Source organism: Roseomonas sp. E05, assembly GCF_030063475.1.
Taxonomy (GTDB): domain Bacteria; phylum Pseudomonadota; class Alphaproteobacteria; order Acetobacterales; family Acetobacteraceae; genus Pseudoroseomonas.
Window position 1 is genome coordinate 48495 of sequence record NZ_JASIRT010000020.1, and the last position, 25079, is coordinate 73573.

At 66.0% G+C, this 25079-nt stretch carries 19 protein-coding genes; 15 read left to right on the forward strand and 4 right to left on the reverse strand.

What is annotated here, in order from left to right; translation table 11 throughout:
- Position 1: 1 nt before the first annotated feature.
- Positions 2-820, reverse strand: a complete 819-nt coding sequence (locus QMO56_RS17935) for a DeoR/GlpR family DNA-binding transcription regulator (RefSeq protein ID WP_283527930.1) — start codon at positions 818-820, stop codon at positions 2-4.
- Positions 821-952: 132 nt separating this feature from the next.
- Here QMO56_RS17935 and deoC point away from each other — a divergent pair, with 132 nt between their 5' ends.
- The 8 genes from deoC to QMO56_RS17975 all read left to right on the forward strand — a co-directional run bounded on the left by deoC (position 953) and on the right by QMO56_RS17975 (position 8826).
- On the forward strand, positions 953-1651 hold the full coding sequence (gene deoC, locus QMO56_RS17940; protein WP_283527932.1) for a deoxyribose-phosphate aldolase: 699 nt from the start codon (positions 953-955) through the stop codon (positions 1649-1651).
- A 31-nt stretch (positions 1652-1682) separates the two neighbouring features.
- Positions 1683-2738, forward strand: a complete 1056-nt coding sequence (locus QMO56_RS17945) for an autoinducer 2 ABC transporter substrate-binding protein (RefSeq protein WP_283527934.1) — start codon at positions 1683-1685, stop codon at positions 2736-2738.
- 70 nt (positions 2739-2808) lie between these two features.
- Positions 2809-4305, forward strand: coding sequence for a sugar ABC transporter ATP-binding protein (locus QMO56_RS17950; RefSeq protein ID WP_283527936.1), 1497 nt, complete (start codon positions 2809-2811; stop codon positions 4303-4305).
- On the forward strand, positions 4302-5294 hold the full coding sequence (locus QMO56_RS17955; protein ID WP_283527938.1) for an ABC transporter permease: 993 nt from the start codon (positions 4302-4304) through the stop codon (positions 5292-5294). The genes QMO56_RS17950 and QMO56_RS17955 overlap by 4 nt, the downstream gene beginning before the upstream one ends.
- Before the next feature lie 11 nt (positions 5295-5305).
- Positions 5306-6298, forward strand: coding sequence for an ABC transporter permease (locus tag QMO56_RS17960; protein ID WP_283527940.1), 993 nt, complete (start codon positions 5306-5308; stop codon positions 6296-6298).
- 16 nt (positions 6299-6314) lie between these two features.
- The gene (locus QMO56_RS17965; RefSeq protein ID WP_283527942.1) at positions 6315-7397 is read left to right on the forward strand and encodes an aldose 1-epimerase family protein; all 1083 of its coding nucleotides are present in this window, start codon (positions 6315-6317) and stop codon (positions 7395-7397) included.
- A gap of 9 nt (positions 7398-7406) precedes the next feature.
- On the forward strand, positions 7407-8348 hold the full coding sequence (gene rbsK, locus QMO56_RS17970) for a ribokinase (protein WP_283527944.1): 942 nt from the start codon (positions 7407-7409) through the stop codon (positions 8346-8348).
- A 49-nt stretch (positions 8349-8397) separates the two neighbouring features.
- Positions 8398-8826, forward strand: coding sequence for a secondary thiamine-phosphate synthase enzyme YjbQ (locus QMO56_RS17975; RefSeq protein WP_283527945.1), 429 nt, complete (start codon positions 8398-8400; stop codon positions 8824-8826).
- Positions 8827-9625: 799 nt separating this feature from the next.
- Here QMO56_RS17975 and QMO56_RS17980 read toward each other — a convergent pair.
- A complete protein-coding gene (locus QMO56_RS17980) occupies positions 9626-10216 on the reverse strand; it encodes an HPF/RaiA family ribosome-associated protein (RefSeq protein WP_283527986.1) in 591 nt (196 codons plus the stop codon).
- Between the two features lie 920 nt (positions 10217-11136).
- Here QMO56_RS17980 and QMO56_RS17990 point away from each other — a divergent pair.
- The 5 genes from QMO56_RS17990 to QMO56_RS18010 all read left to right on the forward strand — a co-directional run bounded on the left by QMO56_RS17990 (position 11137) and on the right by QMO56_RS18010 (position 18876).
- Positions 11137-12633 carry an exopolysaccharide biosynthesis polyprenyl glycosylphosphotransferase gene (locus QMO56_RS17990; RefSeq protein WP_283527947.1) on the forward strand — a complete coding sequence of 499 codons (1497 nt, stop codon included), beginning with the start codon at positions 11137-11139 and terminating at the stop codon, positions 12631-12633.
- 361 nt (positions 12634-12994) lie between these two features.
- Positions 12995-14467, forward strand: coding sequence for a lipopolysaccharide biosynthesis protein (locus QMO56_RS17995; RefSeq protein ID WP_283527949.1), 1473 nt, complete (start codon positions 12995-12997; stop codon positions 14465-14467).
- Complete coding sequence (locus tag QMO56_RS18000; protein WP_283527951.1) at positions 14464-16623, forward strand: GNAT family N-acetyltransferase; 2160 nt, start codon at positions 14464-14466, stop codon at positions 16621-16623. The genes QMO56_RS17995 and QMO56_RS18000 overlap by 4 nt, the downstream gene beginning before the upstream one ends.
- Positions 16620-17336 carry a glycosyltransferase gene (locus QMO56_RS18005; RefSeq protein ID WP_283527953.1) on the forward strand — a complete coding sequence of 239 codons (717 nt, stop codon included), beginning with the start codon at positions 16620-16622 and terminating at the stop codon, positions 17334-17336. Before QMO56_RS18000 ends, QMO56_RS18005 begins: the two co-directional genes overlap by 4 nt.
- A gap of 28 nt (positions 17337-17364) precedes the next feature.
- On the forward strand, positions 17365-18876 hold the full coding sequence (locus tag QMO56_RS18010) for a hypothetical protein (RefSeq protein ID WP_283527955.1): 1512 nt from the start codon (positions 17365-17367) through the stop codon (positions 18874-18876).
- Between the two features lie 78 nt (positions 18877-18954).
- Here the strand turns inward: QMO56_RS18010 and QMO56_RS18015 are convergent, their stop codons facing one another.
- Together QMO56_RS18015 and QMO56_RS18020 are read right to left on the reverse strand one after the other, a co-directional pair.
- Positions 18955-20244, reverse strand: a complete 1290-nt coding sequence (locus QMO56_RS18015) for a polysaccharide biosynthesis/export family protein (RefSeq protein WP_283527957.1) — start codon at positions 20242-20244, stop codon at positions 18955-18957.
- 81 nt (positions 20245-20325) lie between these two features.
- The gene (locus QMO56_RS18020; RefSeq protein ID WP_283527959.1) at positions 20326-21777 is read right to left on the reverse strand and encodes an O-antigen ligase; all 1452 of its coding nucleotides are present in this window, start codon (positions 21775-21777) and stop codon (positions 20326-20328) included.
- Between the two features lie 196 nt (positions 21778-21973).
- Between QMO56_RS18020 and QMO56_RS18025 the strand changes: the two genes are divergently transcribed.
- Together QMO56_RS18025 and QMO56_RS18030 are read left to right on the forward strand one after the other, a co-directional pair.
- Positions 21974-23509 (forward strand): hypothetical protein, encoded by a 1536-nt coding sequence (locus QMO56_RS18025; protein ID WP_283527961.1) that lies wholly within the window; start codon positions 21974-21976, stop codon positions 23507-23509.
- Between the two features lie 27 nt (positions 23510-23536).
- Positions 23537-25006, forward strand: a complete 1470-nt coding sequence (locus QMO56_RS18030) for a Wzz/FepE/Etk N-terminal domain-containing protein (protein ID WP_283527963.1) — start codon at positions 23537-23539, stop codon at positions 25004-25006.
- The last annotated feature ends 73 nt before the right edge of the window (positions 25007-25079 follow it).

Sequence of the window (25079 nt, forward strand, 5' to 3'; positions counted from 1 at the left end):
GTTAGGAACCGGCCGGCGCCGCGTCAAGCAAGGGCAGGCTGAAGGGAGGGAGGCCGGCGGCCTCGGGGCAGGCGGCGGCGTCGGTCAGGATGCGCGCGAAGGCGGAGAGGGGGGCGAAGTAGGCGGGCCGCAGCCGGCCGAACTTGCTGCCATCCACCACCAGGAAGGACTGCGCGGCAGCCGCCATGGCGACCTGCTTCACCGGCACCTCGTTGAAGTTGGTGCAGGTGACGCCGCCGGTGGCATGCACGCCGCCGGCCGAGATGAAGGCCTTGTTGATGCGCAGGCGCCGCAGCGCATGCAGCGCCTCGTCCGAGGCGAAGGTGGCCGAGGTGGCATGGAACAGGCCGCCGAGCAGCACGAGCTGCGTGTTCGGCCGCCGCGAGGCGGGGTTGGCGATGTTCAGCGCGTAGCAGACGATGGTCAGCGAGAGGCGGGGCGGCAGGGCCTCGATCAGGTGCGGCAGGGTGGTGCCGCAATCAACGAAAATTGTATCACCCTCCTCAACATGTCGCGCGGCGTGACGGCAGGCCTGGCGTTTGGCCTCGGCATGACTGTCCTGTTCACGCTCCAGCACATATTGCCCGCGCCCGCCGAGGCTGCCGGCCGGCACCACATGGCCGCCGAGCAGCGCCAGGGGCTGGCCGGGCACGGCGAGATCGCGGCGGAGGGTCATGGAGGAGACGCCGAGGGCCTGGGCCGCCTCGTCGAGCCGGGTGGTGCCGTTCTGGCGCAGCAGCTCCTGCAGCCGGGCGATTCGCGTGCGGCGGCGCATGCTGGCCAGTCCCGTGGCGGCCTCGGAGGCTTCGCCTTCAGCCATTCTTCCTCCACCGAAGGGCGCTTGACGTTTCCGGCCCCGGATGTGAGAAATATAACAATAGTTAGAAAAGTGACAAACGGGCAGATCGAGCCGCGGCGGGATACCTGTCCGGCACGGAGGACACCAGCTTCGATGGCCAATGCCGGAACCGGGCTGCTTTCGCCCGCCGAACTCGCGCCGCTGATCGACCACACCCTGCTGAAGCCGGAGGCGACGGTCGCCGAGGTGCTGCGTTACTGTGAGGAGGCGCGGCGTTTCCGCTTCTGTTCCGTCTGCGTCAACCCCGTGCATGTCGCCCGCGTGGCGGAGGCGCTGCGTGGCAGCGGCGTGAAGACCTGCTCGGTGGTGGGCTTCCCGCTGGGAGCCACGACGCCCGGGGACAAGGCGGCCGAGACGGCGAACGCCGTGCGCAACGGCGCCGACGAGATCGACATGGTCGTCAATATCGGTGCGCTGCGCGAGGGGCGGCTGGACGCGGTGCGCGAGGACATTGCCGCGGTGCGCGCCGCCTGCGCGGGCAAGGTGCTGAAGGTCATCATCGAGACCTGCCTGCTGGACGACGACCAGAAGCGCGCCGCCTGCCGGCTCGCCGCCGAGGCGGGGGCGGACTTCGTCAAGACCTCGACCGGCTTCTCGACCGGCGGCGCGACGGTGGCCGACGTTGCGCTGATGCGCGGCGTGGTTGGTGCCGCGCTGGGGGTGAAGGCCTCGGGGGGCATCCGCACGCTGGAGACGGCGCAGGCGATGATCGCCGCCGGCGCCACGCGGATCGGGGCGAGCTCAGGTGTGGCGCTGGTCACGCAGGCGCCGGCCGCCGCCGGCAGCTATTGAGGCAAGGGACGCAAGGGAGGCTGCGATGGTCATGATCAACAGGCGCGCGCTCGGGGCGCTGGCTGCAGGCGGCGCGCTCGCCGCGGCAATGGGCCGCCCGGCCTGGGCGCAGAATAAGGCGGTGAACGCCAGCAAGGTGCCGGACTTCGTCAATGCCAAGGCCGGCAAGAAGCGCGTCATCGCGACGGTCGTGAAGGTGGACGGCATCGCCTGGTTCGACCGGATGCGTGTCGGCGTCGAGCAGTTCGGCAAGGACCAGGGCCACGATACCTGGATGATCGGCCCGAGCCAGGCGGATGCGGCGGCGCAGGTGCAGCTCGTCGAGAGCCTGATCGCGCAGGGCGTGGACGCCATCTGCATCGTGCCCTTCTCGGTCGAGGCGGTGGAGCCGGTGCTGCAGAAGGCGCGCGACCAGGGCATCGTGGTGATCTCGCACGAGGCGGCGGGCCTGCAGAACATCGACTACGATATCGAAGCCTTCGACAACCATGCCTATGGCGCCAAGCTGATGGAGGTGCTGGGCAAGCAGATGGGCGGCGAGGGCAAGTACGTCGCCACCGTCGGCAGCCTCACCTCGCAGTCGCAGAACGAGTGGATCGACGGCGCCGTCGCCTACCAGAAAGAGCACTTCCCGAAGATGCAGGAGGTGACGCGGCGCATCGAGACCTATGACGACGCGACCACCGACTACAACAAGCTCAAGGAAGTCCTGACCGCCTATCCGGACCTGAAGGGCATCCTCGGCGCGCCGATGCCGACCTCGGCGGGCGCGGGCCGCCTGATCTCGGAGCGCAACCTGCAGGGCAAGCTGTTCTTCTCCGGCACCGGGCTGGTCTCCGTCGCCGGCGAGTACCTGAAGAACGGCGCCATCAACTACATCCAGTTCTGGGACCCTGCGGTGGCCGGCTATGCCATGAACATCCTGGCCGTCATGGCGCTGCAGAAGAAGCCGATCGGCGCCGGGCTGGATCTCGGCCTCGACGGCTACCACGACCTGAAGGTGCTCGACCCGAAGCGGCCCAACGTGCTGGTCGGCCAGGGCTGGGTCGGCGTTACCAAGGAGAACATGGCTCAGTACAACTTCTGAGCCAGCCTCTCCTGCCTGGCTGACGCGCGGGGCGGCCCGATCCGCCCCGCGCCTTTCGTGACGGATCACCATGACCGCTCCGCTGATCGAACTGCGCCATCTCGGCAAGAGCTTCGGCGCCGTGCGCGCCCTGGAGGACGTCTCGCTCGCCATCGGGCGGGGCGAGATCCACTGCCTCGCGGGCGAGAACGGCTCCGGCAAGTCCACGCTGATCAAGGTGATCTCGGGCATCTGGCAGCCGGACCGGGGCGAGATCCTGTTCGACGGCAAGCCGGTGCAGGGCATGACGCCGCGCGAGGCCATCGCCCGCGGCGTACAGGTCATCTATCAGGACTTCTCGCTGTTCGGGAACCTGACGGTCGCCGAGAACCTGGCGCTCAGCACCGAGCTGCAGGAGGGGCGCAGCCTCGTCTCCTGGGGGCGGGTGCGGCGCATCGCCCGCGAGGCGGCCGGGAAGCTGGGCGTCGATCTGGACCTCGATGCGCTGGTGGAGACGCTACCGACCGCCGGCAAGCAGCTCGTCGCCATCGCCCGCGCGCTGATGTCCGACCCGCGCCTGCTGATCATGGACGAGCCGACCACGGCGCTGACCGGGCGCGAGGTGGAGGCGCTGTTCCGGGTGGTGCGCGACATCCAGGGCCGCGGCATCGCCGTGCTCTTCGTCAGCCACAAGATGCGCGAGATGCTGGAGATCAGCGAGCGGCTGACGGTGATCCGCAGCGGCCGGGTGGTGGCCGGCGGGCCGATCAGCGAGTTCGACGAGGCCAGCATCACCCGTGCCATGACCGGCCAGGAGATCGCCGCCGAGGGCTACCGCTGGGAGGGCCAGCCCGGCCAGAAGCCGCTGCTGGAGGTCTCCGGCCTCACCGTTCCCGGTGAGATCGAGGATGTGAACCTGCGCGTGATGCCGGGCGAGATTGTCGGCATCTCCGGCCTGCTGGGCTCGGGGCGGACCGAGCTGGCGCTCGCGCTCTTCGGCATGAAGCCCGGCTATGCCGGCAGCATCCGCCTTGAGGGGCGGGACCTCCGGCTGGACAGCGTGCAGACCGCCATCGCCGGGGGCATTGCCTATGTGCCTGAGGACCGGCTGACCGAGGGCCTGTTCCTCACCCAGACCATCGACCGCAACATGCTCGCCACCTCGCATGACCGGTTGAGCCGCATGGGCGTGATGCAGGGCGGGCAGGCGGCGCGCGAGGCGGCGGCGATGATCCGCGAGATGGCCATCGCCACCCCCACCGGCAACCGGCCGGTGACGCAGCTTTCGGGCGGCAATGCGCAGCGCGTGGTGATCGGCCGCTGGCTGATGAACAACCCGAAGCTGCTGATCCTGAACGGCCCCACCGTGGGCGTCGATGTCGGCTCCAAGGCCGGCATCCACCGCAAGATCCGCGAACTGGCCCGCGCGCGCGGCCTGGGAGTGCTGATGATCTCCGACGACCTGCCGGAGCTGGTGGACAACTGCAACCGCATCCTGGTGCTGCACCGTGGCCGCCTCGTCTCCGAGGTGGCGGCGGCGGAGACCAGCGAGGCGGCGCTCAGCACGCAGCTCGGAGCCCTGGCATGAGCGGGCTCGCCAACGCCCTGCGCCGCCATCCCGAGCTGATGGTCGCCGCCGTGCTGGTGCTGGCGGTGGTGGTGATCGGCACGATCAACCCGGTCTTCTGGCAGCCTTCCAACATCTTCAGCCTGCTGCGCGCCAGCGTGGTCAGCGGCATCCTGGCGCTCGCCGTGCTGCTGGTGATGCTCTCCGGCGGCATCGACGTCTCCTTTCCCGCCTTCGCCATCGCCGCCATGTATCTGACGGTGAAGGCGATGATCGCCTGGGGCTTCGACGGCGTGGTGCTGCCCTTCCTGATGGCCAGCGGCATTGGCCTTTGCCTCGGGCTTGTGAACGCGGTCTTCGTCCACTACTTCCGCATGATCCCGCTGATCGTCACGCTGGGCACCGGCACCGCCGTGCGCGGCTTCATCCTCGGCGTGGTCGGCACCAGCCAGATCAATATCGGGCAGATGCCGCCAGAGCTGATCGACTTTGCGCGGACGGAGCTGTTCGCCGTCGCGCGGCCGGATGGCAGCATGGCCGGGCTTTCCGCCATGGTGCTGCTCTTCGCGGTGATCGCCCTGCTGGTGCACCTGATGCTGCGCTACACCATGATGGGCCGCAGCATCTACGCCCTCGGCGGTGGCGAGGAGGCGGCGCGGCGCGTCGGCTTCAACGTCCGCCGCACCACCTTCTTCATCTACGGGCTGGCCGGCGCGCTGGCGGGCTTCGCCGGCCTGCTGCACGGCGCGATGATCTGGACCGCCAATCCGCGCGACATGGTGGGCATGGAGCTGGACGTGATCGCGGCCGTGGTGCTCGGCGGTGCCAGCATCTTCGGCGGCCGCGGCACGGTGATCGGCGCGGTGCTCGGCGTGCTGACCTTCGTCGTCATCACCAACAGCCTGATCATCCTTGGCGTGGACACCACCTGGCAGCGCATCGTCGTCGGCCTGATCGTCATCGCCGCGACGGCGGTGACCGCCTGGCGCGACCGCAAGCGGCTGGCCTGAGGGAGGCAGGGATGAGCGCCATTCTCCAGCGCCTGCGCCGCGCCGACACCAACCTGCTGCAGCTCCTCGTCCTGACGGTACTGATCTTCGCCGGCATGGCGGCGCTGAACCCGGAGCGGTTCCTGCGCCCCTATGTCTTCCAGTCCATCACCTTCATCGCGCCCGAGTTGGGCCTGTTGGCCATCGCCATGATGGTGGCCATGCTGACCGGCGGCATTGATCTGTCCGTGATCGGCATCGCCAACCTGTCCGCCATCCTGGCCGGGCTGTTCTTCCACTCTGTCGGCGGGGCGCGCGGGCCGGAACTGGCGAACCTGCCGCTGCCGGTGGTGCTGGCGGGAATCGGCATTGCGCTTGGCGTCGGGGTTGTGGCGGGGGCGATCAACGGCTTTCTGATCACCCGGCTGCGGATCACGCCGATCCTGGCCACCATCGGCACCGGGCAGGTCTTCACCGGCATCTGCCTGGTGCTGACCGGCGGCCCGGCGGTGGTGGGTTTCCCCAGGCTCTGGGGAATGATCGGCAACGGCACGGTCTTCGGCATCGCCGCGCCACTGCTGGTCTTCCTGGTGGTGGCGGGGCTGGTCTGGTTCATGCTGGCGCGCACCGCCTTCGGCATCAACCTGGCGCTGATCGGCACCAACCCGAAGGCGGCGGCCTTCGCCGGGCTGCGCACCGCCCGCACCGTGTTCCTCTCCTACGTGCTGACGGGCGTGCTGGCGAGCATCGCCGGTATCCTGCTCTCCGGCCGCACCAATGCCGCCAAGTCGGATTACGGTGTGTCCTACCTGCTGCAGGCGGTGCTGATCGCCGTGCTGGCGGGCACCAATCCGGCGGGCGGGCGGGGCTCGGTGCCGGGGGTGGCGCTGGCGCTGGTGGCGCTGATGCTGCTTTCCTCCGGCCTGCAGATCCTGCGCTTCAACAACTTCCTGGTGGACCTGATCTGGGGCGCCTTCCTGCTGCTCTCCATCGCGCTCGCCTCCTGGCGCAGCCGGGTTCGCTGAAAGGGGAATCGCTGCGATGACCGCCATCATCCCGCTGCACCCTGACCTCTGCGGCGAGGCCGAGAAAACGATTCTCGCCGCCGGCGCGCTGTCTGCCACCCTGTTCCAGTACCGGACGGGCGTGCCCGCGCTGCGATTGCGGAATGCGCGCGGAGAAGTGGTTATCCTGCCCTGGATGGGCGGCATGATCTGGTCTGCCGCCTTCGACGGCGTGAACCTGACCATGGCGAGCGGCTTCGACGCACCGCGTCCTGCCGCCACCATCGCCGAGACCTATGGCTGCTTCGCCTTCCATTCCGGCCTGCTGCGCAACGGCGTGCCGGCGGCGGAGGACGAGCATGCCGCGCATGGCGAGTTCCCCTGTGCGCCGATGCAGCGCGCCTGGCTGGAACTGGGCGAGGATGACGCCGGCCCCTTCCTGCGCGCGGTGAGCGAGCGGGACTACGTGATGGGCTTCGGTGCGCATTACCGCGCCCACCCCTCCGTCACGCTGCGCCCGGAGGAGACGCTGTTCGACATCGGCCTCGCCGTGGAGAACCTCTCCGGCAAGCCGATGGAGTTGATGTACATGTGCCACATCAACTTCGCCTTCGCCGCCGGGGCGCGCATCGTGCAGCCGGCGCCCTTCACGCCGGAGCGGACAGTCGTGCGGCGCGCTGTTCCCGCGCATGTGCGGCCGAACCCGGACTATCTCGCGCTGATCGAGGACCTCGCCCGGAACCCAGCCCGCATGGAGCGGCTGGACGAGCCGCAGCGCTACGACCCGGAGCAGGTTTTCTACGTGCATGGCCTCGGCACCGACGCGGCCGGCGAGACCCATCTGATGCTGCAGCGCCGGGAAGGGGATGGCTTCGGCATCTCCTATGCCCCGGCGCAGTTTCCGCACACCGTGCGCTGGATCATGGCCGACCCGGACCAGCAGGTGGCGGCCTTCGCGCTGCCCTCGACCTGCCAGCCGGAAGGCTATGCGGCGGAGAAGCGGAAGGGCCATGTCCGCGAGTTGCCGTCGCGTGGCCGGGCGGCCTTCACGGTGCGAACCGGCTATCTGGATTCCGCCGCCACCGCCCGGATGGGCGCGCTGATTTCTTCCCTGGGTTAGGAGCGGGCCATGGGTGCGCGCATCGGTGTCGTCGGCAGCAACATGGTCGACCTGATCACCTACATCGACCGGATGCCGGCGGCGGGGGAGACCCTGGCCGCGCCGGCCTTCGCCATGGGGCATGGCGGCAAGGGCGCCAACCAGGCGGTCGCGGCGGCGAAGCTTGGCGGCGAGGTGCTGCTGGTCAGCCGTGTCGGCGACGACCTGTTCGGCGGCGGCACCATCAGGAACTTCCAGGCTCTGGGGATCGACACGCGGCATGTGCGCGCCGTGCCGGGCACGCAGAGCGGCGTGGCGCCGATCTTCGTCGATCCCTCGGGCGAGAACCGCATCCTGATCGTCAAGGGCGCCAATGAGCGCCTGCTGCCGGCCGATGTGGACGCCGCCGCCGAGGACCTGAAGACCTGCAGGCTGATCCTGCTGCAGCTCGAGATCCCGTTGGAGACCGTCTATCACACCATCGCCTGGGCGGCGCGCGAGGGCATCGAGGTGCTGCTGAACCCGGCCCCCGCCGTGCCGGAGCTTGATGTGGAGCGCATCCTCGGCGCCACCTTCCTGGTGCCGAACCAGACCGAGCTGACCATCCTGACCGGGATGCCGGCCGCGACGCGCGAGCAGGCCGAGGCGGCGGCGCGGAGCCTGGTGGCGCGCGGCGTGCGGCAGGTGATCGTGACGCTGGGCGCCGAGGGGGCACTGCTCGTCGCTGCGGAAGGGCCGGCGGTGCATGTGCCTTCCGTGCCGGTGAAGCCGCATGACACCAGCGGCGCGGGCGACGCCTTCATCGGCGCCTTCGCGCAGCACTACGTCGCGCACCGCGACGTGCTGGCAGCGTTGCGCTGGGGCGCGCGCTATGCGGCGGATTCCATCACGCGGCCGGGCACCCAGAGCGCCTTCGCCGACGCGGCGGGCTTTGCCCGCTTCTGTTCGGCGCTGGAGCAGGGGGCGGGCTGAACCCCGCAGGCCGCGGACCCGGGCGGCCGCGCGAGAGGAGGGAGGGAGCATGCACCAGGCGCAGCATCGCCTGACCGTGGCAACCCGGGGCCGGGGCCTTGTCGAGGTCACGGAGGAGGTCTGCCGCTGGGTGGCCGGTCAGGGCATCCGGACCGGGCTGCTGGTCGTCTGGTGCCGGCACACCTCGGCCTCCCTGCTGGTGCAGGAGAATGCCTCGCCGGCGGTGCGGGACGACCTGGAGGACTTCTTCCGTCGTCTGGTGCCCGAGGGCGGGTCCGGGCGGTACCGGCACGAGGAGGAGGGGCCTGACGATATGCCGGCCCACATCCGCGCTGCTCTCACCCAGACACAGCTCTCGATCCCCGTTGCCGCGGGCCGGCCGGTGCTGGGGACCTGGCAGGGCATCTTCCTCTACGAGCACCGCCTTCGGCCGCATCGCCGGGAGCTGGTGCTCCATCTTGTGGGCGAGGCGGGCTGACCACGCGCCTCTGGCGAGGGCCGCAGCCATGCCGCGATCACGCCAGGGCTACAGCGAGAAAACCTTGGATTGCTCGCAATCTGGTGACGAGGCGGTGAAAAGAGGAGGATGCCCGCCCACGGCAGGGGCGAGCCCGCTGCCAACCCTGTCCATCCAGGCCTCACCCATGCACATGCTGAAGGTTTACGGTGGCGTCCTCGGCCTGCTGCGCCTGGAATGGCGGCGCTGCATCTTCACAGCCCTGGTGGCCAGCCAAATGCCGCCGGCCGCGGAGCCGGTGGTGGTGCGGTTCCCGGGGGCATGCGCCGCCCTGAAAGCAAGGCCGGTTTGGCAAGTGCAGGGAACAGCCGCAGCGGCCTTGCGCTGCGATACTCCCTCGCATGCCATCCTGGCTCGCGCCGGAGATCCTCGGCTGCTCCTGGCGGGCAGGGGAAGCTTGAGGCGGCGGCCTCTACGGAGGGTCTGCAAGGCCGCCGGAAGGGACCTGCGCCGCGGTCCGCCCGCATGGTGCCGCCTCGTCCTCGCTGAAGGATGGTAGCGCCCTCTCGCGAGGCGGGGCACCTTCATCCAGCGCCCATCGAAGATGGCTTCTCAGGAACTCGGTCCAGACCAGGGACGACGGAGCCGTGCAGCGCGCGGGGGCCTGTGGTCGGCTACAGGGGGCCGTTCGCTGCATCCTTTGGCTCTTCGGCTTCATCACCCTCTCCCATATCCCGCAGAAAAGCCGGGCGGATCAGTTGCTGAAAGGCCGCAACAGCAGCCTTTCGCAAAGGAGCGCTCCGCAGCAGGTTGCCGGCTGCTACTCGGCGGCGAGCGGCCAGTTGCGCCGCGCTGAAGGCTTATGCTCCGGCGTAAGCCCGAAGAACGCCTCCTCATCCTTTGCGCCGTCATCGAGCAGATCGAGGATCTCGTCATGGTCCGGCACAGGCTCGCCATGCAGGCGGAAGAGATTGTCCTTGGCCGGATTGGCCGGCTTATCCTCGCGCATGGCGCGCTTGCGGCGACGGAGCTGTTTCGCCACATGCTCGACCGCCATGACCAGCGCGCCGTGCGCATCCCGGTGCATCGCCCGGCCGTCGACGTCGATTGCGCCCGCTACACGGAAGCGGATGTTGCAGCAGAAGCCGGTGCCCTTGGCCTGCCGCGAGAAGATGACGGTCACATCCGCCGCGCGGCCGAAATACTTGGCGGCCATGACCCTCAGGCGTGCCGCCGCGCTGGCCTGGAGGGCGTCTCCAACTTCGAGCTGGTGACCTTCAACGGCGATGCGGCTGTTCTCCGGCAGATCGGACCAGACAGAGCTTGCCATTGCGGTGCGGTGTCCCTCTGCTGTGTTACACAACAACCGTAGCGGGATTGCGGAGCCTGGAGGAAGGCGCAATGCCGGCACCTCTTTCAACTCAGAGTGAATTTACTCCTGCAATCTGCAACCTGACTATTGGCGCGTTTCAAAACCCAGACACAGGCCTCCCCGCTGCGGTCAGCCATGGCATGCTGATCTCAAGGAGGCCTGGCATAAGTGCTTCCGCTTTCACGAAAAGGCCCGGGCCGATAGTGGCCATGTCGGCGAGCCGGCGAGCGCGCCACCCACGCACCTGCATCACGCCCGGGATCATCCGCAGACCCAAAAGCCAGACCGGTTTTGCTGTCCGGCCGAGGCGTAGAGTGGTGGAGAAAATCTTTGCCTGGTTTGAAGCGCAGCGGCCGACTGGCCAAAGGCCCTGAGCGCACCGCCGAATCCGCGGAATTCCTCTCCTGCGACGCCTCCGTCCTTCCCCTCCCCAGGCCGCTAGATCGTTTTGAGTTAGTTTCAAACTGCCTTCTCGGAAAAGGTGCCGCTCACGGTTCCATCACCTCTCCGTGATAAGATGAGCAAGCGGATTGCTGCGTCCAGGCAAGCCCATTTCGTTTGTCCATAGAAACAAAATGAGCAGAAAGGGCAACTTTCAGAAATATTCCTTCTGACCATTCGCCCCGATATGGTTCGACGGACTTGATGTAAGGAAAAATATTGCTCTGCAGGAGGGGTAAGCTTCGCCTGGATGTTACGCACACGGATCTCTCTGTCCCCGGAGCCGGACCGGAGCGCCGTCGGAATACATAAAATTACAATAATATCAAAATTTATACTAATTGACGCGCTTTAAGAAGATGGCCAACAATCCAGAAAGTAGAAAAATATCCTACAGATAAGGCTGAAATAGTTTACGCTCCCGTATAGTCATATTGCGGCGCGGCGAGATTCTTTCTAATTCAGAACAAGAAGGGATTGCCGAATCTCCACGGCAGTTGTGGAGATTCGCCGCCCATATGCTGTTTTTGGTGATTCCATACTTGATGGACATCGGGAGATTTCGCATGCAGCTTCGACGGGATTTACTTGTCGACCGCTCGGCAAAGACCTCGAACTCACCTGGTCTGCACGGATTGAATAACCGAAAATCCGTTGCTTTCCTCCCTCAGCTCCGCCCGTGGCTCGGCCTGCTTCAATGGACGGGAGATGCAGTGCTGCTCGCAGCCTTTGACGTGGCAGTCGCCCGCGCCATGGGAGAAGCATATATCAACCATTGGTTGCTTTTCTCGGTTGCCGCGCTGGGTGCCACCCAGCTCGCCCTGATCCATCAGATCATGTTCGTTGACTTGCGCCTTGAGCAGCGCACGTCTCTTTCTTGGCTGCTGGCCCGCACAGTGATGGTTTCGCTGATTGGTGCCATCAGCCTGGCCCTACTTAAGCAATGGATGGCAGGCGAGGTAATTGCAGGAAGCAGGGCCCTTTTCCTGATTTCTTACTTTGTCCTGCCGAGCAGCGCTCTGCGCGTGACGCTGATTCTGCTTGGCACACGGCCGGCGCAGGTGCCGGGAGTCGCTTTGGTTGGCTCGAGAGAAAGTCGTTCGGCGATAGAGCATTCGCTGCGCAGCAGCCGTGCCTGCGCCGAGCCGATGCTCTTCCATTTCGACACTACCCGGGATGAGGACCTCAGCCAGTTGCGCCGTCTTACCTTTGACCGGCGCATCAACACCATCATTCTGGCAGTGGCCGGCATGTCTGCCGAGCGTATTAGCGCCAGTTGCCTGGAGGTGGCCGATCTCCCTGTGCGCATCAGCGTCGTGCCGGATCCAGTCAGCCTGGAGGCGCAACTGCGCATCGGTCTCTGGCTGCATGGCATTCCGTCCGTGGAGATGTTTCCTGCGCCGCCGCAGGATATGTCGAGCGCGCTGAAGCGCGGCTTCGATATCCTGGGTTCCGCCGCTGCCCTCCTGCTTCTTGCACCCTGCTTCGCGATCGTGGCGCTGCTCATCTATCTGGAAAGTGGCGGCCCGGTGTTGTTCCGGCAGCGACGCTATGGCCTGGGCGGCGAGCCTGTGAAGATCCTGAAGTTTCGCACCATGCATGCATCGCTTGGCGATGCCACCGGTGCGCAGCGTACGGCGAAGCGCGACCCGCGCGTCACCCGCGTCGGCCGCTTCCTGCGGCGCACCAGCATCGACGAGCTACCGCAGCTCTGGAACGTCCTGCGGGGCGACATGTCGCTGGTTGGACCGCGGCCCCACGCCGTGTCCATGCTGGTTGGACAGGCGCTCTACAACGATGCCGTGCCAACCTACCGGGCGCGCCATCGTGTGCGGCCTGGCATTACCGGCTGGGCGCAGGTCAACGGGTCACGCGGCGAGATCGACACGCAGGCCAAGGCAGAGCGCCGCATCGAACTCGACCTCTGGTACATCGACAACTGGTCGCTGGCGCTCGACCTGCAGATCCTGTTGCGCACTCTCCTGGGCGGTTTCGCCAGCCTGCAGGCGGATTGATGCGGGTGCGCGCCATGCATCCTGAGCGGACCTCCGCAGGTGGCGCCGTCTTGCGGGCCGGATGGGATGGAATCCGGCGTACCGAGGTGGCGGGACTGCCGGTGGATGCCTGCGATGGCATCGAAGCCGTGCTCCGGCCAGTCGCGGCGCATCTTCAGGCGGCGGCTACAGGTCGGCTCGATGCCGCCTTCCTCGGTACCTGCGTCAATCCCGCTTCCGTCGCGGTGGCTCGGCGGTATCCTGCCTTCACAGCCGACCTTTCACATTTCAGGCCCGTACTGCCGGACGGCATCGGGATGGTCCTGGCGATGCGCTGCCTTATCCTGCTACGTTTGCCGGCAAAGGGCGGGGGGCGGCGCTCGTGACCGCGGGCAGCAGCACCTTGGGAGGCGCGACCAGCCGCAAGGATGGCAAGGCACGCGCCCTTTTCTGGACCCTGCTCGATGTTGGCGGGAGCCAGGGACTTTCCTTTCTGCTCTACGTGGTGCTGACGCGGATCCTGACACCTGAGGACTACGGTATCTTCGCGCTGTCGTTGTCAGTGGTGGCTGTGACGAACATCATTCTGTTCCAGGGCTTTGCCGATGCGCTGATCCAGCGCGAGCACCCGGACGAGGACGACTGCAGCACCGTGTTCTGGATCAACTTCGCCATTGGCCTTGGGCTTGGGCTGCTGCTTCTCGCTGCCGCCGGACCGCTCGCTGAGCTGTATGGAGCACCTCTGCTGCGGCCTGTGCTGCAGGTCATGTCCGTGCTCTGCCCGCTGCGTGCACTGGTGAGCGTTCACTCTGCGCTCTGCCGGCGTGAGATGCGGATGTCGATTTTCGCCATGCGTGCCATCGGTGCCTACCTGATCGGCGGTGCCGCTGGCGTCGCCCTTGCATTGCAGGGCTGGGGAGTCTGGGCGCTGGTCGCCTGCCAACTGGTTCAGGCGGCGACGATCCTGGTGGTCATGTGGAGTACCATTCGCTGGGTGCCGCGACTGCGTTTCTCCGGCTTGGCCTTCCACCGTCTGGCAGGGTTCGGGCGACAGTTGATGCTTGCAAGCGTACTGGGCTCGGCCGCCGACAAGGTCGATAACCTGATCATCGGTCTGGTGCTCGGCCCAGCGGCGGTGGGCTACTACAGTCTTGCAATGAAGGTTTTCCAGGCAGTCGGCCTGGTGACTATCCAGCCACTCAACCTGCTCGTGATGCCGATCCTGGCGCGGCTCGCACATCACAAGGCGACGTTCAGCGCCGAATACGTGCGGCTGGTGACGGCCTGCCTCGCAGTTTGGCTGCCTGCAGTGGCCGGTCTTGGCGTTCTCGCGCCGGTGGTGTTGCCGCTGGCCTTCGGACCGCAATGGGCCGATGCGGTGCCGGTGCTGCAGGCGATCTGCGTTTCCTGCGCCAGCATGCCGTTTTGGGCGCTCAGCGGGCAGGCTCTGTCGGCGCTGGGGCGGCCTGACCTCTACATCCGCTTGGCGGCCGCTCAGCTGGTGCTGGCGGCTTTGGCCTTTGCCGCCGCAGCACCCTTTGGCATCGTCGCTGTGGGCTTTGCCTGGGCGGCGGTGTCTGCACTGCTCGTGCCGCTGAACCTGGCAACCATGGTCCGGGCTACTGGCGTGCGACCGCATGGGCTGCAGAGGAGCGCGCTGCGCCTGCTGTTGTGCGCCGCCGGCATGGCTGCGGTGATGCTGCTTCTGTTCAGGCTCGTACCGCACCAGCCGTGGCTGGCAGCCATCACCGCGCCCTTCACCTATCTTGCGCTGCTCGCGCTGCTGTTGCCGGGATATCCGCGCAGCTTGCTTCGTTCGGCGCGGCACGCCCTGCCGTTACCGGGAAAGGCATGATGCTCAGCACCAATCTGCTCGAGGCCGTCATTGACAGGCTTTCTGGTTCCAACCTCGCTGCCCTGGGCCTGTTGTTTGCTACCTGCATCATCGCCTCCGTGGCGATGTTCCTGCGTGCCCATCCGGGCCCCTACGATGTGAGATCCTGGTTCCGTTACGCCTTCCCGCGTCATATCCTGACGCATCGCTCCGCGCGCGCGGACGCGCTGTTCTGGATCACCCGAAAAATGCTGATGCCGCTGCTGCTGCTGCCCACGGCGGCCGCGGTGACCGGCTTTGTCGGCTACGGTGTGTATGCCGTGCTGGATGCACTGCTCGGCGGCGGGTTCCACGCTGAGGAGCCCGCAGGACCCTGGACGGTGGTCCTGTTCACCATCAGCGCTCTGCTTGCCTATGATCTGTCCTACTACCTCTACCATCGGGCGCAGCATCGGGCGCCAATGCTGTGGGAGTTGCACAAGGTTCACCATTCGGCCGAGGTGATGGTGGGAATCACGAAGGACCGTATCCATCCCTTGGATGAGGTGATGAACCGCGCCTGGGATGGTATCGTCGTCGGCACGGTGTATGGCGTCTGGCTGCTTTTTGCCGTCGACCCGGTGGAAGCCGCCATCTTCGGCATCAACGTCTATGTGCTGCGCAACATCCTGATGATGGACCTGCTGCGCCACACGCACCTAAAGGTTTCCTTCGGCCCGCTGAACCATCTGGTGCTCTGCCCGCACTGGCATCAGCTGCATCACAGTGCGGACTCAAAGCATTTCGACCGCAATTTCGGGCTGATGCTGTCGGTCTGGGACCGTCTGTTTGGCACTCAGGCCGTGCCGGTGCATGACGAGTCTTTCACCTTTGGGCTTGGGCCGCGTGAAAGCCTGCGTTACCAGTCGTTGTATGGGCTTTATGTGCTCCCGCTAACGCGCATGGCGGAAGCCACCTTGCGGCAACTGCGGACGCGCCGGCTGACTTTCCAGAAATCAGTCATTCCCGATGAGGCGGGCCTGCGCATCGAGCTGATCAATGCCTGGCCCCGCTGCGCGGCAGTTGCATTGGCTTGGCAGGATCTGGAGCGCCGTGCGGATGCGGACCTATTCCGAAGCCATGCCTGGATTGCAGCCTGGTGGCGTGCCGGTCCGAAGCCGGACTTTTCTCTGCGGATTGCAACAGCGTGGCGTGGCGAAGCGCTGGTTGGCGTGCTGCCGCTGGTGCTCCGCCGCCACCAAGGTGTCCGTGTGCTGGAATGGGCGGCTAAGGATTGTACCGATTATTGCGATGTCCTGCTGGCTCCTGATGTTGAGGCAACCGCTGTGCTTGGACGAATGTGGAAAGCGGTGCGGCAGGAGGGCGGCTACGACATGGCCTATCTAAGCCATGTGCTGCCGCACAGTGCGGCGGCTGCCTTGGCCGGGCATCCTGGCGGCATCGAGATGCGGCCGGGCCGCCGCCAGGCCGCGGCCACGGGAGTCACGCTGGCAGGCTATGCTTCGCCGCATGCCTTTTTTCAAAGCCTGGGCAAGAAGGGCCGCAACAATCATCTGCGTGGCTTGCGTATCCTGGAAGAGGCTGGGCCGGTGTCCTTCCGCCTCGCGGAGGCCGAGGAAACCCGCGCTCTGGTCCAGAAGCTCTTTGCCATGAAGCAGGCGCTGCTGAATCCTGGTGAGGCCGCAACCATTCTGTCGGACGATGGCACTCTCCTGAATGCCATGGTGCAGGCCGCGGCTGAGCGCGGCATATTGCGCCTGTTCGTACTTGAAGCTGGCGGGCGGCTGGCCGCCGGCCTGATCTGCTTCGCCGAGGGGACAAGGTTGGCGGCCTACCTAACCACTTATGATGTCGCTTTCGCCCGCGCTTCGCCGGGTAGCGTGATCCTGGTGGAGGCGGTGCAGTGGGCTATCGCCAACAACTTCGGCACCGTTGATTTCCTCTGCGGCGACGAAGCCTACAAAAGGCGGCTTGCCGATTGTACCCAATCGCTGGGTTCGCTTGTTGCCGCGCGCACACCGCTCGGCTTGGCGGCACTTCTGGCGGACCGATTTTCGCCGCTCGCGGTGCAAATCAGAAATCTGCGGAAGAATGGTCGCGCAGAATCTGCATCCCCGCAGCTGCTGCAGCCGAGGAAAAATCACCCTGTAACCACCGTGGCAAAGGCTGAGGCATGATCCCGAAGCGCCTGCACTACGTCTGGGTCGGCGGCCGTCTGCCGGACCGCTACGCTGGCTTTATCGAGGGATGGCGGCGCCTGCATCCCACTTGGGAAGTGATGGCGTGGAACGAGAGCAACATCGATTTCTCGCACCCGTTGATCGCCGAGGCATTGCGTAATTGCAAATGGGCCAAGGTGGCCGACATTGCGCGCATGGTAGCCGTCCACAAATACGGAGGTATTTATCTGGACACCGATTTCGAGCTGCTGAAGCCGCTCGATCCCTTGACGGAGGAAGCCTGCTTCGTCGCCCTGCAAGGGGAAACCCAGGCGTCGGATCTGGTCGCCAACGGCGTGTTCGGTGCGGAACCGGGACATTGGTTTGTTGCGGAAACCCTCCGTACGCTGCTGAGCATGCGGACCATTCCTTTCGGCCTCGAGCGTCCGACACGTTATGGGCCGAAGCTTGTAACGCGCCTGCTGTGGCGGCATGGCCTTCGGGAGAACACCGTCGGCGGCACGAGGTTGAAAGACATCCTGGTTCTGCCAGCTCCGGTGTTCTTCCCCTATCCCTTCGAGGGAACCTTCACTCCCGATTCCATTGTGGCTGAGACGCTGGCCATTCATCACTGGGAAAAATCCTGGGGCGGCACATTGCCGGCGCCGCTGCGGCTGGCACGCAAGGTTAAGCGGCACCTCGATGCTCTGATCCGGCCGCGCCATGCATGAAACTGGGACGGCCGGAGAGGAGGGTTGCATGCTGCAGGTGATCGGCGCCGACGATGATTCTCCGTTGCTGACGCGCCTGCGCGCAGCCGTTGGTCCTGGCTTTACAGTGTCAGCGGCTGGCGCCGCGGCGCCCGCGCCACATTGGCAGAGCGTCGCAGGCGATGCAGGTCTGGGCTGGCTCGGTACCTCGCCCGATGCGCCGCCGGCTGCCGCGATGGCGGGCGATGTGGTGTGGTTTGATCCGCATGGTGTGGTGGCCGAGGCGGGGGCACGGCTTTGGCGCATCGTGGATGCAGCCGGCCGGCCGTTCCTGGCGCCGTTCTTCGGTCGCGATCGCTGCTATCAGAGCGACGGCCTCTGCTCCATCTTCCTGGTGGAACGCCGTGAGGCCGACGGTGGCTGGCGGCTGCTTGGTGAGGCGCATCTGGCGGCGCGGCAAGCCTACCCGATGTTGCTCCAGGCCGTCGCCAAGGCGGCTATGGCGATGATCGCCGCGGCGCTGCGGCACCCGGAGCCTGGTGCGGCGTGGCAGCCGCTCCCAGCATCACGGCGGATCGGCGAGGCTGTACGCTGGCGGCTGGCGCATGGCTGGCAGCGGCTCCACGACAAGGCGACGGCGGAACATTGGGGTATCGGCCTGCTCGACAACTCGGCGCAGGAGATGCTGGCTGGAGGTGTGGTCACGGCAAGCCGCTGGATTTCGCTGCCGCCAGGAACCGGTTTTCTCGCTGATCCTTTTCCCTGGCCTGGTCGCCCGGGAATGCTGCTGTGCGAGCGGTTCGAGCACATCACGGGCCTTGGGCGACTGCAGGCGGTCCATGTGGCATCCGCCAGTGAGATGGCCGCGCCGGAGGCCGAGGATCTGCCTCTCAGTTTTTCCGGCCACCTGTCCTATCCCTTCACCTGGTCGGAAGCCGGCCGGGTTTATTGCTTGCCGGAAATGGCGGCCAGCGGCCGGCAAGTGCTGTACGAGCTATGCCCGGGCGAGCCACCTCGCCCTGCCGCAATGCTGGCGGATGATCTTGGCATGGCGGATGCTACGCTCTTCCGGCACGAGGGGCGCTACTGGATCGCCTATACCGATACCGGCTTTGGCCTCCATGACAATCTCTGCCTGATGTTTGCCGAGCAGCTGACCGGACCCTGGACGCAACACCCCGGCAACCCGGTGAAGGTCGATGTCCGCTCGGCGCGCTGCGGCGGCAACATCATCCGTTCGGGCGATGCGTTGATCCGCCCTGCCCAGGATTGCGCCCGCGGCTACGGCACCGCGCTGGTGCTGAACCGCATCGCCGTCTGCACACCGGATCGCTACAGCGAGGAAGTGATCGCCACACTGCGGCCTGATCCGGCCGGGCCTTATCCGCATGGCTTGCATACTCTGACGACACTGGATGGGCTCGCCGTCATTGACGGGAAAAGGATTGTGCTCGACCCCGGCATTCTGCTGCGGCGAATCTGGCGCATCGCAATGCCCCGTCTGCGCCACCTGGCCCTGCGGCAACGTTCGGGCAGCACCATCGGCGCACTGGGGCGCTGAGCCTCGAAGGCGATCATGCTCGCCGCAGTTCGCCGTGAGCATACTCAGTCAGGTGCCTGAACCTGACTGGGATCCACTTCATCGTGGTTGCGTTGGAAGGCCCGCATCTTCCCAGCTGCGGCGCAGCCGTGCCGGAGGCAGCACCCGCAGCACGTCACCGGGCTCAACCGCCGTCATCTCGTTGGCGGTGATTGTGATTGTGTCATTCCTGCTGCGACGCTGAAGTATGTAGGAGGGGGCTTCGCTGGAGGCCTGCTGCAGAGGGCCGGTGCCGTAGATCTGGTTCATATCCTCCGCCTCATCCAGCAGGCCCTGTGCCATCTGCAGTCGCTTCTGTGCATCATCGAGGCCGGAGCGGGTGCGCTCCGCGTCGGCAAGAAGGTCCAGATGCCAATTTGTCTGCAGCGCGCGCATGGTCTGATCCGCTCGCACAATGCTCTGGCCGGCTCGCAGGAGCTCGGTGGCAAGCGCGCGCTTGCGTGCCTCGACTTCCGCGGCAGCAGACGCCATGGCGAAGTCGCGAGCTGTGGTGGTCAGACCGCGGCTGCGCAGTGATCGGATTTCCTCCGCCTCCCGATCAACCACCGCCTGCCGTGCCTCCTGTGCCGCCAGTTGCTGTCGCAGCGAGGCTTCCTCTTCCTCTGCCAGGCGGCGCATCTCACGCTGCTCGCGCAGGGAGGCCGCCAGGGCGTCCCGCCGCGCACGCATGGTGGCAGTCTCCTGCTGAACCAGCTGCTGCAGCGCAGGCTCGTTGATGCGGCTGGACAGCTCAGCGGGCATGGCAAGCTCTGCCTGCCCGTTCAGCTCTGCGCGGATGCGGGCGCGGCGGACCAGATACTCGTCGATGCGGGCTTGCTGCAGCTTGATTTCGCCTTCAGCGGCAGCAGTGTCACGACCCAGGCGAAGCGGCCCGACAAAAGGAGCGCGGTAGGTGCCGCCGGCAATCGCCACCGCCTGCATGACGGACAGCCCTGGCCGGTAGGCATATTCACCGGGCTTGTCGACGAAGCCGGCGATGTAGAAGGGGCGGTATTGCACGATCTCGACCGCAGTGACTGGCGCGTTGATCAGGCCGGCGCGCGATTGGAGACGGTCGGAAATATCCTGGCCCAGTTGCTCGGGGGATCGCCCTTGCGCCGGAACCTGGCCGATCAACGGCAGGGACAGCATGCCCCCGGCATCGACCGTGAACTCGCCATTCAGCCGGACCCTGGGCTCGCCGCTGCTGCTCGACCATTCCGATACCGTCACCCGTACCCGGTCCAGGGAGTCGAGATCGTAGGCGGCCGCTGCCAGAGGCCATGCCAAAAGAAGAGGCGCAGCCAGAACCATGCGCCGCACCGGCGTTGAGCAGCAGTTGCGGATCATAAGAGCAAGGTCCTTTCCAAAGCGGGCTCAGGGTTAGGAGGCAGGTGCCGCAGGAAGGCCGGCGGCACCGTCAGGGCGAGGTCATCTTGCGTTCAAACGGGGTGCCGAGGAACGAGGAGCGAACAGCATGATGGTCAGCAGCGTGGTTGTCACTTGCGAGAAGTCAGTGGCGCGCATGAAAAAGGATTCTGTCAGGTTGATGGTGAACAACAGAACGATCAGGCCGAAAGCTGCTTCAACAGCGAAGCGCGCGCGCGATGGCAGGGCCGGCGCGGCGGCGATGATGGCGGCGAGCTTACGGCACAGCACCAGCATGAAGCCGGTCAGCAGGGCAAAACCTATCGCCCCAAACTCGACCAGGAAATTGACATAACCGCTGTGGTAGTTGTCCAGCACCCAGCCATGGATACGCAGGAAACGATCGTAATAGGAGGCTTCGGTCCAGAAGCCCTGCACGCCGAATCCCAGCCATGGGCGGGTGGTCCAGGCATCGAGAGAAAACTGCCAGATGATAGTACGCTCGGTCAGGTCCACCTTTGTGCCGAAGAGCGGAAAGTAGGATAGGCCACTGAGCAGGATGAAGGTGATCCCTGCAGTTGCAAGCAACAGGCACAGGATCGGCAGATAAGACATCAGCCCTGCCAGCCGGGGTGAACGCCGCGCCAGCAGGACGCAGCCCACGGCGGCTGCGGCCATCACGGCGCCCCCTCGCGAGCCGGAGCCCAGTACCCCGGCGGTTCCGGCCAGCAGTCCCAGCAAGGCTATGGGGGACGGTTGGTAGCAGAGGCGCAACAAGCACAGGAACAGAAGGTTGGCGGCCACCGTCCCCAATGTCTGCTTCGATATGTAGATGCCGGACCAAAGGCCATCATGCTGCCAATTGTGGAGTACGCCAATCGATGGCATCGCAATCACCACCGCGATGGATGCCAGTACCAGGAGCAACTGTGCCTGCATCAGCTGCTCGAAGAACTCGTGCCAGTGCAGCAGAGTCGCAGCACGCCAAGCGCCGAAGGTGGTCAGGAGCAGCACAAGCGCCTTGCCAAGGCTGTCATCCGGCTGGCCACTCCAGCTTGCCGAGAGAGCGACCCAGCCAACCACCAAGACGGGCAGGAGCAGGCCCGTGGTGACCGGGCGCTGCCGCTGTGTGCCGGGCAGGAAGCTGATGGCGATCAGTGCAAGCCATAGCCCCAGCGCGACAAGCTTCTGCGCGGTTTCCACTGTGGCGTCCGGCAAGCCGAAGAGGGCGGGGTTGAAGTTGCCGGCTGACATCACTGCGATCCCCAGCACCATCCATCGCGCTGACACGAGGGCCGGGGCGGCGGCGTAGAGGGGCTCTGCCGCGGCGTTGCGGATGGCGGCAAACGAAGGGCCAAGCGCGGTTGCAGGGTACTGTGACGGTTTCACGAAGGAGCCTACAGCCTTCTCGACAATTGGATCTGCGCGCATCTGCATCTTGGATGCATGCTGTTCTGATACCGCAAGCATCGCTCCCCCCGTCTCACGATAACGAGAGAAGCCTAAAAAATGCATCTTTGCTTGCTGCGGTGAGGCGGATTTGCAGGATCATTCGAATGTTACCATATTGCACCAAGACGCGCCGCAGCATTCCGGGCTACGTTTTCTGTCCTGCGAGAGGCAAAGATTTTTTGACAGTGCATCTCCTTCAGCATGGGTGTCCGGCTGCCGTATTGCGGCGCAGGGGGGGCATGATGCCCTTCGGTAGCTGATGCCGATCTGGACCGGCTGGCCCCTTCTGCGGCGCCGCGAATTCCCGGCGGCACTGCGTTGGCTGCACTCCGGCGGTGCGATGCCGGTGGCAGCGCCTGCATTCGTCAACCGCCGCAGTATCCCGGACATGTACCCTGGCCGCAGCTGGGCCGAGCGGATTCAGGCCGGGATCGACGCACTGTCTGCGGCGGGGGGAGGGACGCTGCACCTGGATGGGCGGGTGTTCGAGGTCGACCGCACCATCCTGTTGCGACCTGCCGTGACGCTCGATGGCGGCTGCGGGGGCTTTCGCGCCATGCCGGGCTTCTCCGGCAGCGAGGTGGTGCGTGGCGACACTCAGCACATCGCCTACAATGCTCTTGGCTACGCCAGGGCCAGCAGCCTGCTCAACCTGGTCATCGACTGTAACCGCCAGACTGGTGTGCGTGGGCTCTATCAGCGCAACGTTCAAAAGGATCGCGTTACCGGGCTGCGCATCCGCAATTGCCTGGCGGATGGCTGGGTCGTCGACGGCGGCTACGAGATGATCGCCCATGACTTTGAGGTGATTGCCGCGACACGGCGCGATGGGGGCATCGCGCCGGCACCACTGCGGCGTGGGCTGATCTGCTCCGCCTCCGACAGCCATTTCTCGGATGGGGTGCTGCAGCATTTTCCGATCGGCGTGTTTCTGCCGGGTGCCCACAACCATTGCGCGCGACTGCATGCCTGGTCCACCTACTACGCCGCCGATCCACCCATGCTGATCGGCTTTTTATGCCATGGCGAGGCCAACACATTCACGGCCTGCAGTGCTGACAGCCCCCGCCTGCTGGACAATGCTGTGCCAGTGAGCCACGAGAATGGCGGCTACGGCTTCCTGCTGGAGCTGCACGCCATCAACACGCGGCTGATCGCCTGCACCGTGCAGATGGCGGATTTCGGCGACAGCGGCGCGCTGCCGCCGAAATCCACCGTGGTTCCGGTGTACTGCGGTCAGGTCCGCACCACCATCGTCGGCCTCGAGACACGGGATCACGGAAAGGCCGGTTTTGCCGTCCCTGTGCAGGCGCCCAGCGATGGGGTGCTGCGGGAAACCACGATCCTGGGCGGCAACGTGCATGAAGGTATGCCGCACAGCATGCTCCTGCCGGGCCAGGAAGTGGCGCCTTTTGCGCCGCAGCTGCGGATCGGGGAGGCAACGCGGCCGCGACAGATTCGGCAATCCGGTCTCGCCAAACGTGTGGCCGGGATGACCTTCTTCGAAATCAGCCTGGATCTCGCCGAGCGTGGCGCGGGCCAGGGCGCGGTGACGATCGATGGTTTGCCGGACATTCCGGTGGCGGGGCTGCCGGGGCATTGCGCCGCCTTTGTTCCCGCGCTGCGTGGCTGGGCCGGGCGCAACCCGGTGGTCGCCCTTTTGCAGGCGGGCCGCCAGGATATCTGCCTGGTGCATCAGTTCACCGGTGCATCCGTGACCGAGCGAGATCTGACCGATGCGGCTGGCCTCACCCTGGCCGGCCATTACACCACGCATGCCGTCGGTCTGGCATGATTCCTGATCCAGCCCGGAGAGTTCCTCATGCCTGAGGGCCATGGCTACAATCCCCCATCATTGGCCCTGACGGCGGCCATGCCGGCGGCCTTCGTACCGGAGCCTGCGCCCCGCTCGGAACTGCGGGCGGTGTCGGGCTTCCTGGCGCGCAACTGGCGGCTGATTGCCGGCGCCGCGCTCACGATGCTGCTGGCCGGCCTGCTGGCTTCGCTGGTGCTGCCGCCACGCTATAGCGCGACCACCTCGCTTGTGGTGGAAAGTCGCCCTCCGCGTGCGATTCCGGAGGCAACCGCGAGCGCCGACGCGCCGGGCTATGTGGACACGCAGATCCTGACCATCCAATCGGACCTGATCCTGGCTTCCGTGGTGAAGGAGCTGCAACTGCAAGAGGATCCGGAGTTCAGCCGCCTGCCATGGTCGCCAAAGTCCTGGTTGCTGGGCCTGGCGCAGCCAGATGAGGCCGCTCCTGACGAGGTGCGGGCACTGCGTGAGCAGGCAGCGATCAACCAGCTGCGCAAGCGCTCGGCCGTGCGCCGTCTGGGGACATCCTTCGTTGTCGATATCAGCGTGACTTCCAACAATCCGGGCAAGTCTGCGCGCATCGCCAACGCCGTGGCCGACACTTTCGTGGAAGATCAACGCCGCCTGACCATGCAGATCACCGAGCGCGCCAACCCTGCTTCTGCCACCCGCATCATTACACCGGCGGCGGCGCCGCTGCAGCGTTCAGGCCCTGGTACACTTCTGATGGCGCTGGTCGCAGGCATCGGCGGGGCGGTGGGAGGCGCAGGGTTTGCGGCGCTGCGCGAGGTGCTGGACCGCCGGCTGCGCAGCCGCAGGCAGGTGGAGCAGGATACCGGCCTGGTCTGCGCCGCCGTGGTGCCGTGGCTGAAGCCGGCGGTGCAGAAGGGTGCCGGGCAGGAGAATCCATTGCTGCGCCAGGTGCTGGATCAGCCAAGCTCTGCATTTTCACAGGCGGTCCGTGCAGTGCGCTCGATGCTGGAGGAATGGAAGCCGGAAGGCGGATGCCTGGCGGTGGGCCTCTGCGGGGCAGCGGCCGGGGCCGGCAGCTCGGTGCTGGCCTACAATTTGGCATTGTTGCTGGCGGAGGAGGGGCGGCGCGTTCTGCTCATCAACGCCGACGAGATGCGCGGCCGCCCGTCCCGGAAAACCGAAGCGGGATCGCCTCCCAGCGCCGCGCATCATCCGGGTCTGCAAATCCGTCCGCTCGGCCATGAAGAGGGGCGAAGCAGCCCCGGAACACGGCTGATGACCCTACTGCGCAACGAAGCCGCCGAGCATGATGTGGTTCTGGTGGATCTGCCGAACCCGGCAGAGTCCGGCGATGCCCGCGCTCTGACCGGTGCTGTCGATGCGCTGTTCGTTGTGGTGCAATGGAAGCGAACAGAGGCGGAGCAGGTGCTGGACCTGCTCCGTTGCGTCCCTCAGCCGGACAGGAAGCAGATCGCGGTCGTCCTGAACAAGGCGCGGCACTGAGCTGCTGTGCTGCGGCCGCGCCGCCTGGCGCGACCGCAGCATGCGGTTTCCGCACGGCTGAAGCCAGCCGCTC

Bases quoted from the DNA above. Each gene is read 5' to 3' on its own strand.
- QMO56_RS18020 (WP_283527959.1), bottom strand. From the start codon at position 21,777: ATGCATTTTTTAGGCTTCTCTCGTTATCGTGAGACGGGGGGAGCGATG.
- QMO56_RS18030 (WP_283527963.1), top strand. From the start codon at position 23,537: ATGCCTGAGGGCCATGGCTACAATCCCCCATCATTGGCCCTGACGGCG.
- QMO56_RS17945 (WP_283527934.1), top strand. From the start codon at position 1,683: ATGATCAACAGGCGCGCGCTCGGGGCGCTGGCTGCAGGCGGCGCGCTC.
- QMO56_RS18005 (WP_283527953.1), top strand. From the start codon at position 16,620: ATGATCCCGAAGCGCCTGCACTACGTCTGGGTCGGCGGCCGTCTGCCG.
- QMO56_RS17965 (WP_283527942.1), top strand. From the start codon at position 6,315: ATGACCGCCATCATCCCGCTGCACCCTGACCTCTGCGGCGAGGCCGAG.
- QMO56_RS17975 (WP_283527945.1), top strand. From the start codon at position 8,398: ATGCACCAGGCGCAGCATCGCCTGACCGTGGCAACCCGGGGCCGGGGC.
- QMO56_RS17990 (WP_283527947.1), top strand. From the start codon at position 11,137: ATGCTGTTTTTGGTGATTCCATACTTGATGGACATCGGGAGATTTCGC.
- QMO56_RS17950 (WP_283527936.1), top strand. From the start codon at position 2,809: ATGACCGCTCCGCTGATCGAACTGCGCCATCTCGGCAAGAGCTTCGGC.
- deoC (WP_283527932.1), top strand. From the start codon at position 953: ATGGCCAATGCCGGAACCGGGCTGCTTTCGCCCGCCGAACTCGCGCCG.
- QMO56_RS18010 (WP_283527955.1), top strand. From the start codon at position 17,365: ATGCTGCAGGTGATCGGCGCCGACGATGATTCTCCGTTGCTGACGCGC.
- QMO56_RS17935 (WP_283527930.1), bottom strand. From the start codon at position 820: ATGGCTGAAGGCGAAGCCTCCGAGGCCGCCACGGGACTGGCCAGCATG.
- rbsK (WP_283527944.1), top strand. From the start codon at position 7,407: ATGGGTGCGCGCATCGGTGTCGTCGGCAGCAACATGGTCGACCTGATC.
- QMO56_RS18015 (WP_283527957.1), bottom strand. From the start codon at position 20,244: ATGATCCGCAACTGCTGCTCAACGCCGGTGCGGCGCATGGTTCTGGCT.
- QMO56_RS18000 (WP_283527951.1), top strand. From the start codon at position 14,464: ATGATGCTCAGCACCAATCTGCTCGAGGCCGTCATTGACAGGCTTTCT.
- QMO56_RS17960 (WP_283527940.1), top strand. From the start codon at position 5,306: ATGAGCGCCATTCTCCAGCGCCTGCGCCGCGCCGACACCAACCTGCTG.
- QMO56_RS17955 (WP_283527938.1), top strand. From the start codon at position 4,302: ATGAGCGGGCTCGCCAACGCCCTGCGCCGCCATCCCGAGCTGATGGTC.
- QMO56_RS18025 (WP_283527961.1), top strand. From the start codon at position 21,974: ATGCCGATCTGGACCGGCTGGCCCCTTCTGCGGCGCCGCGAATTCCCG.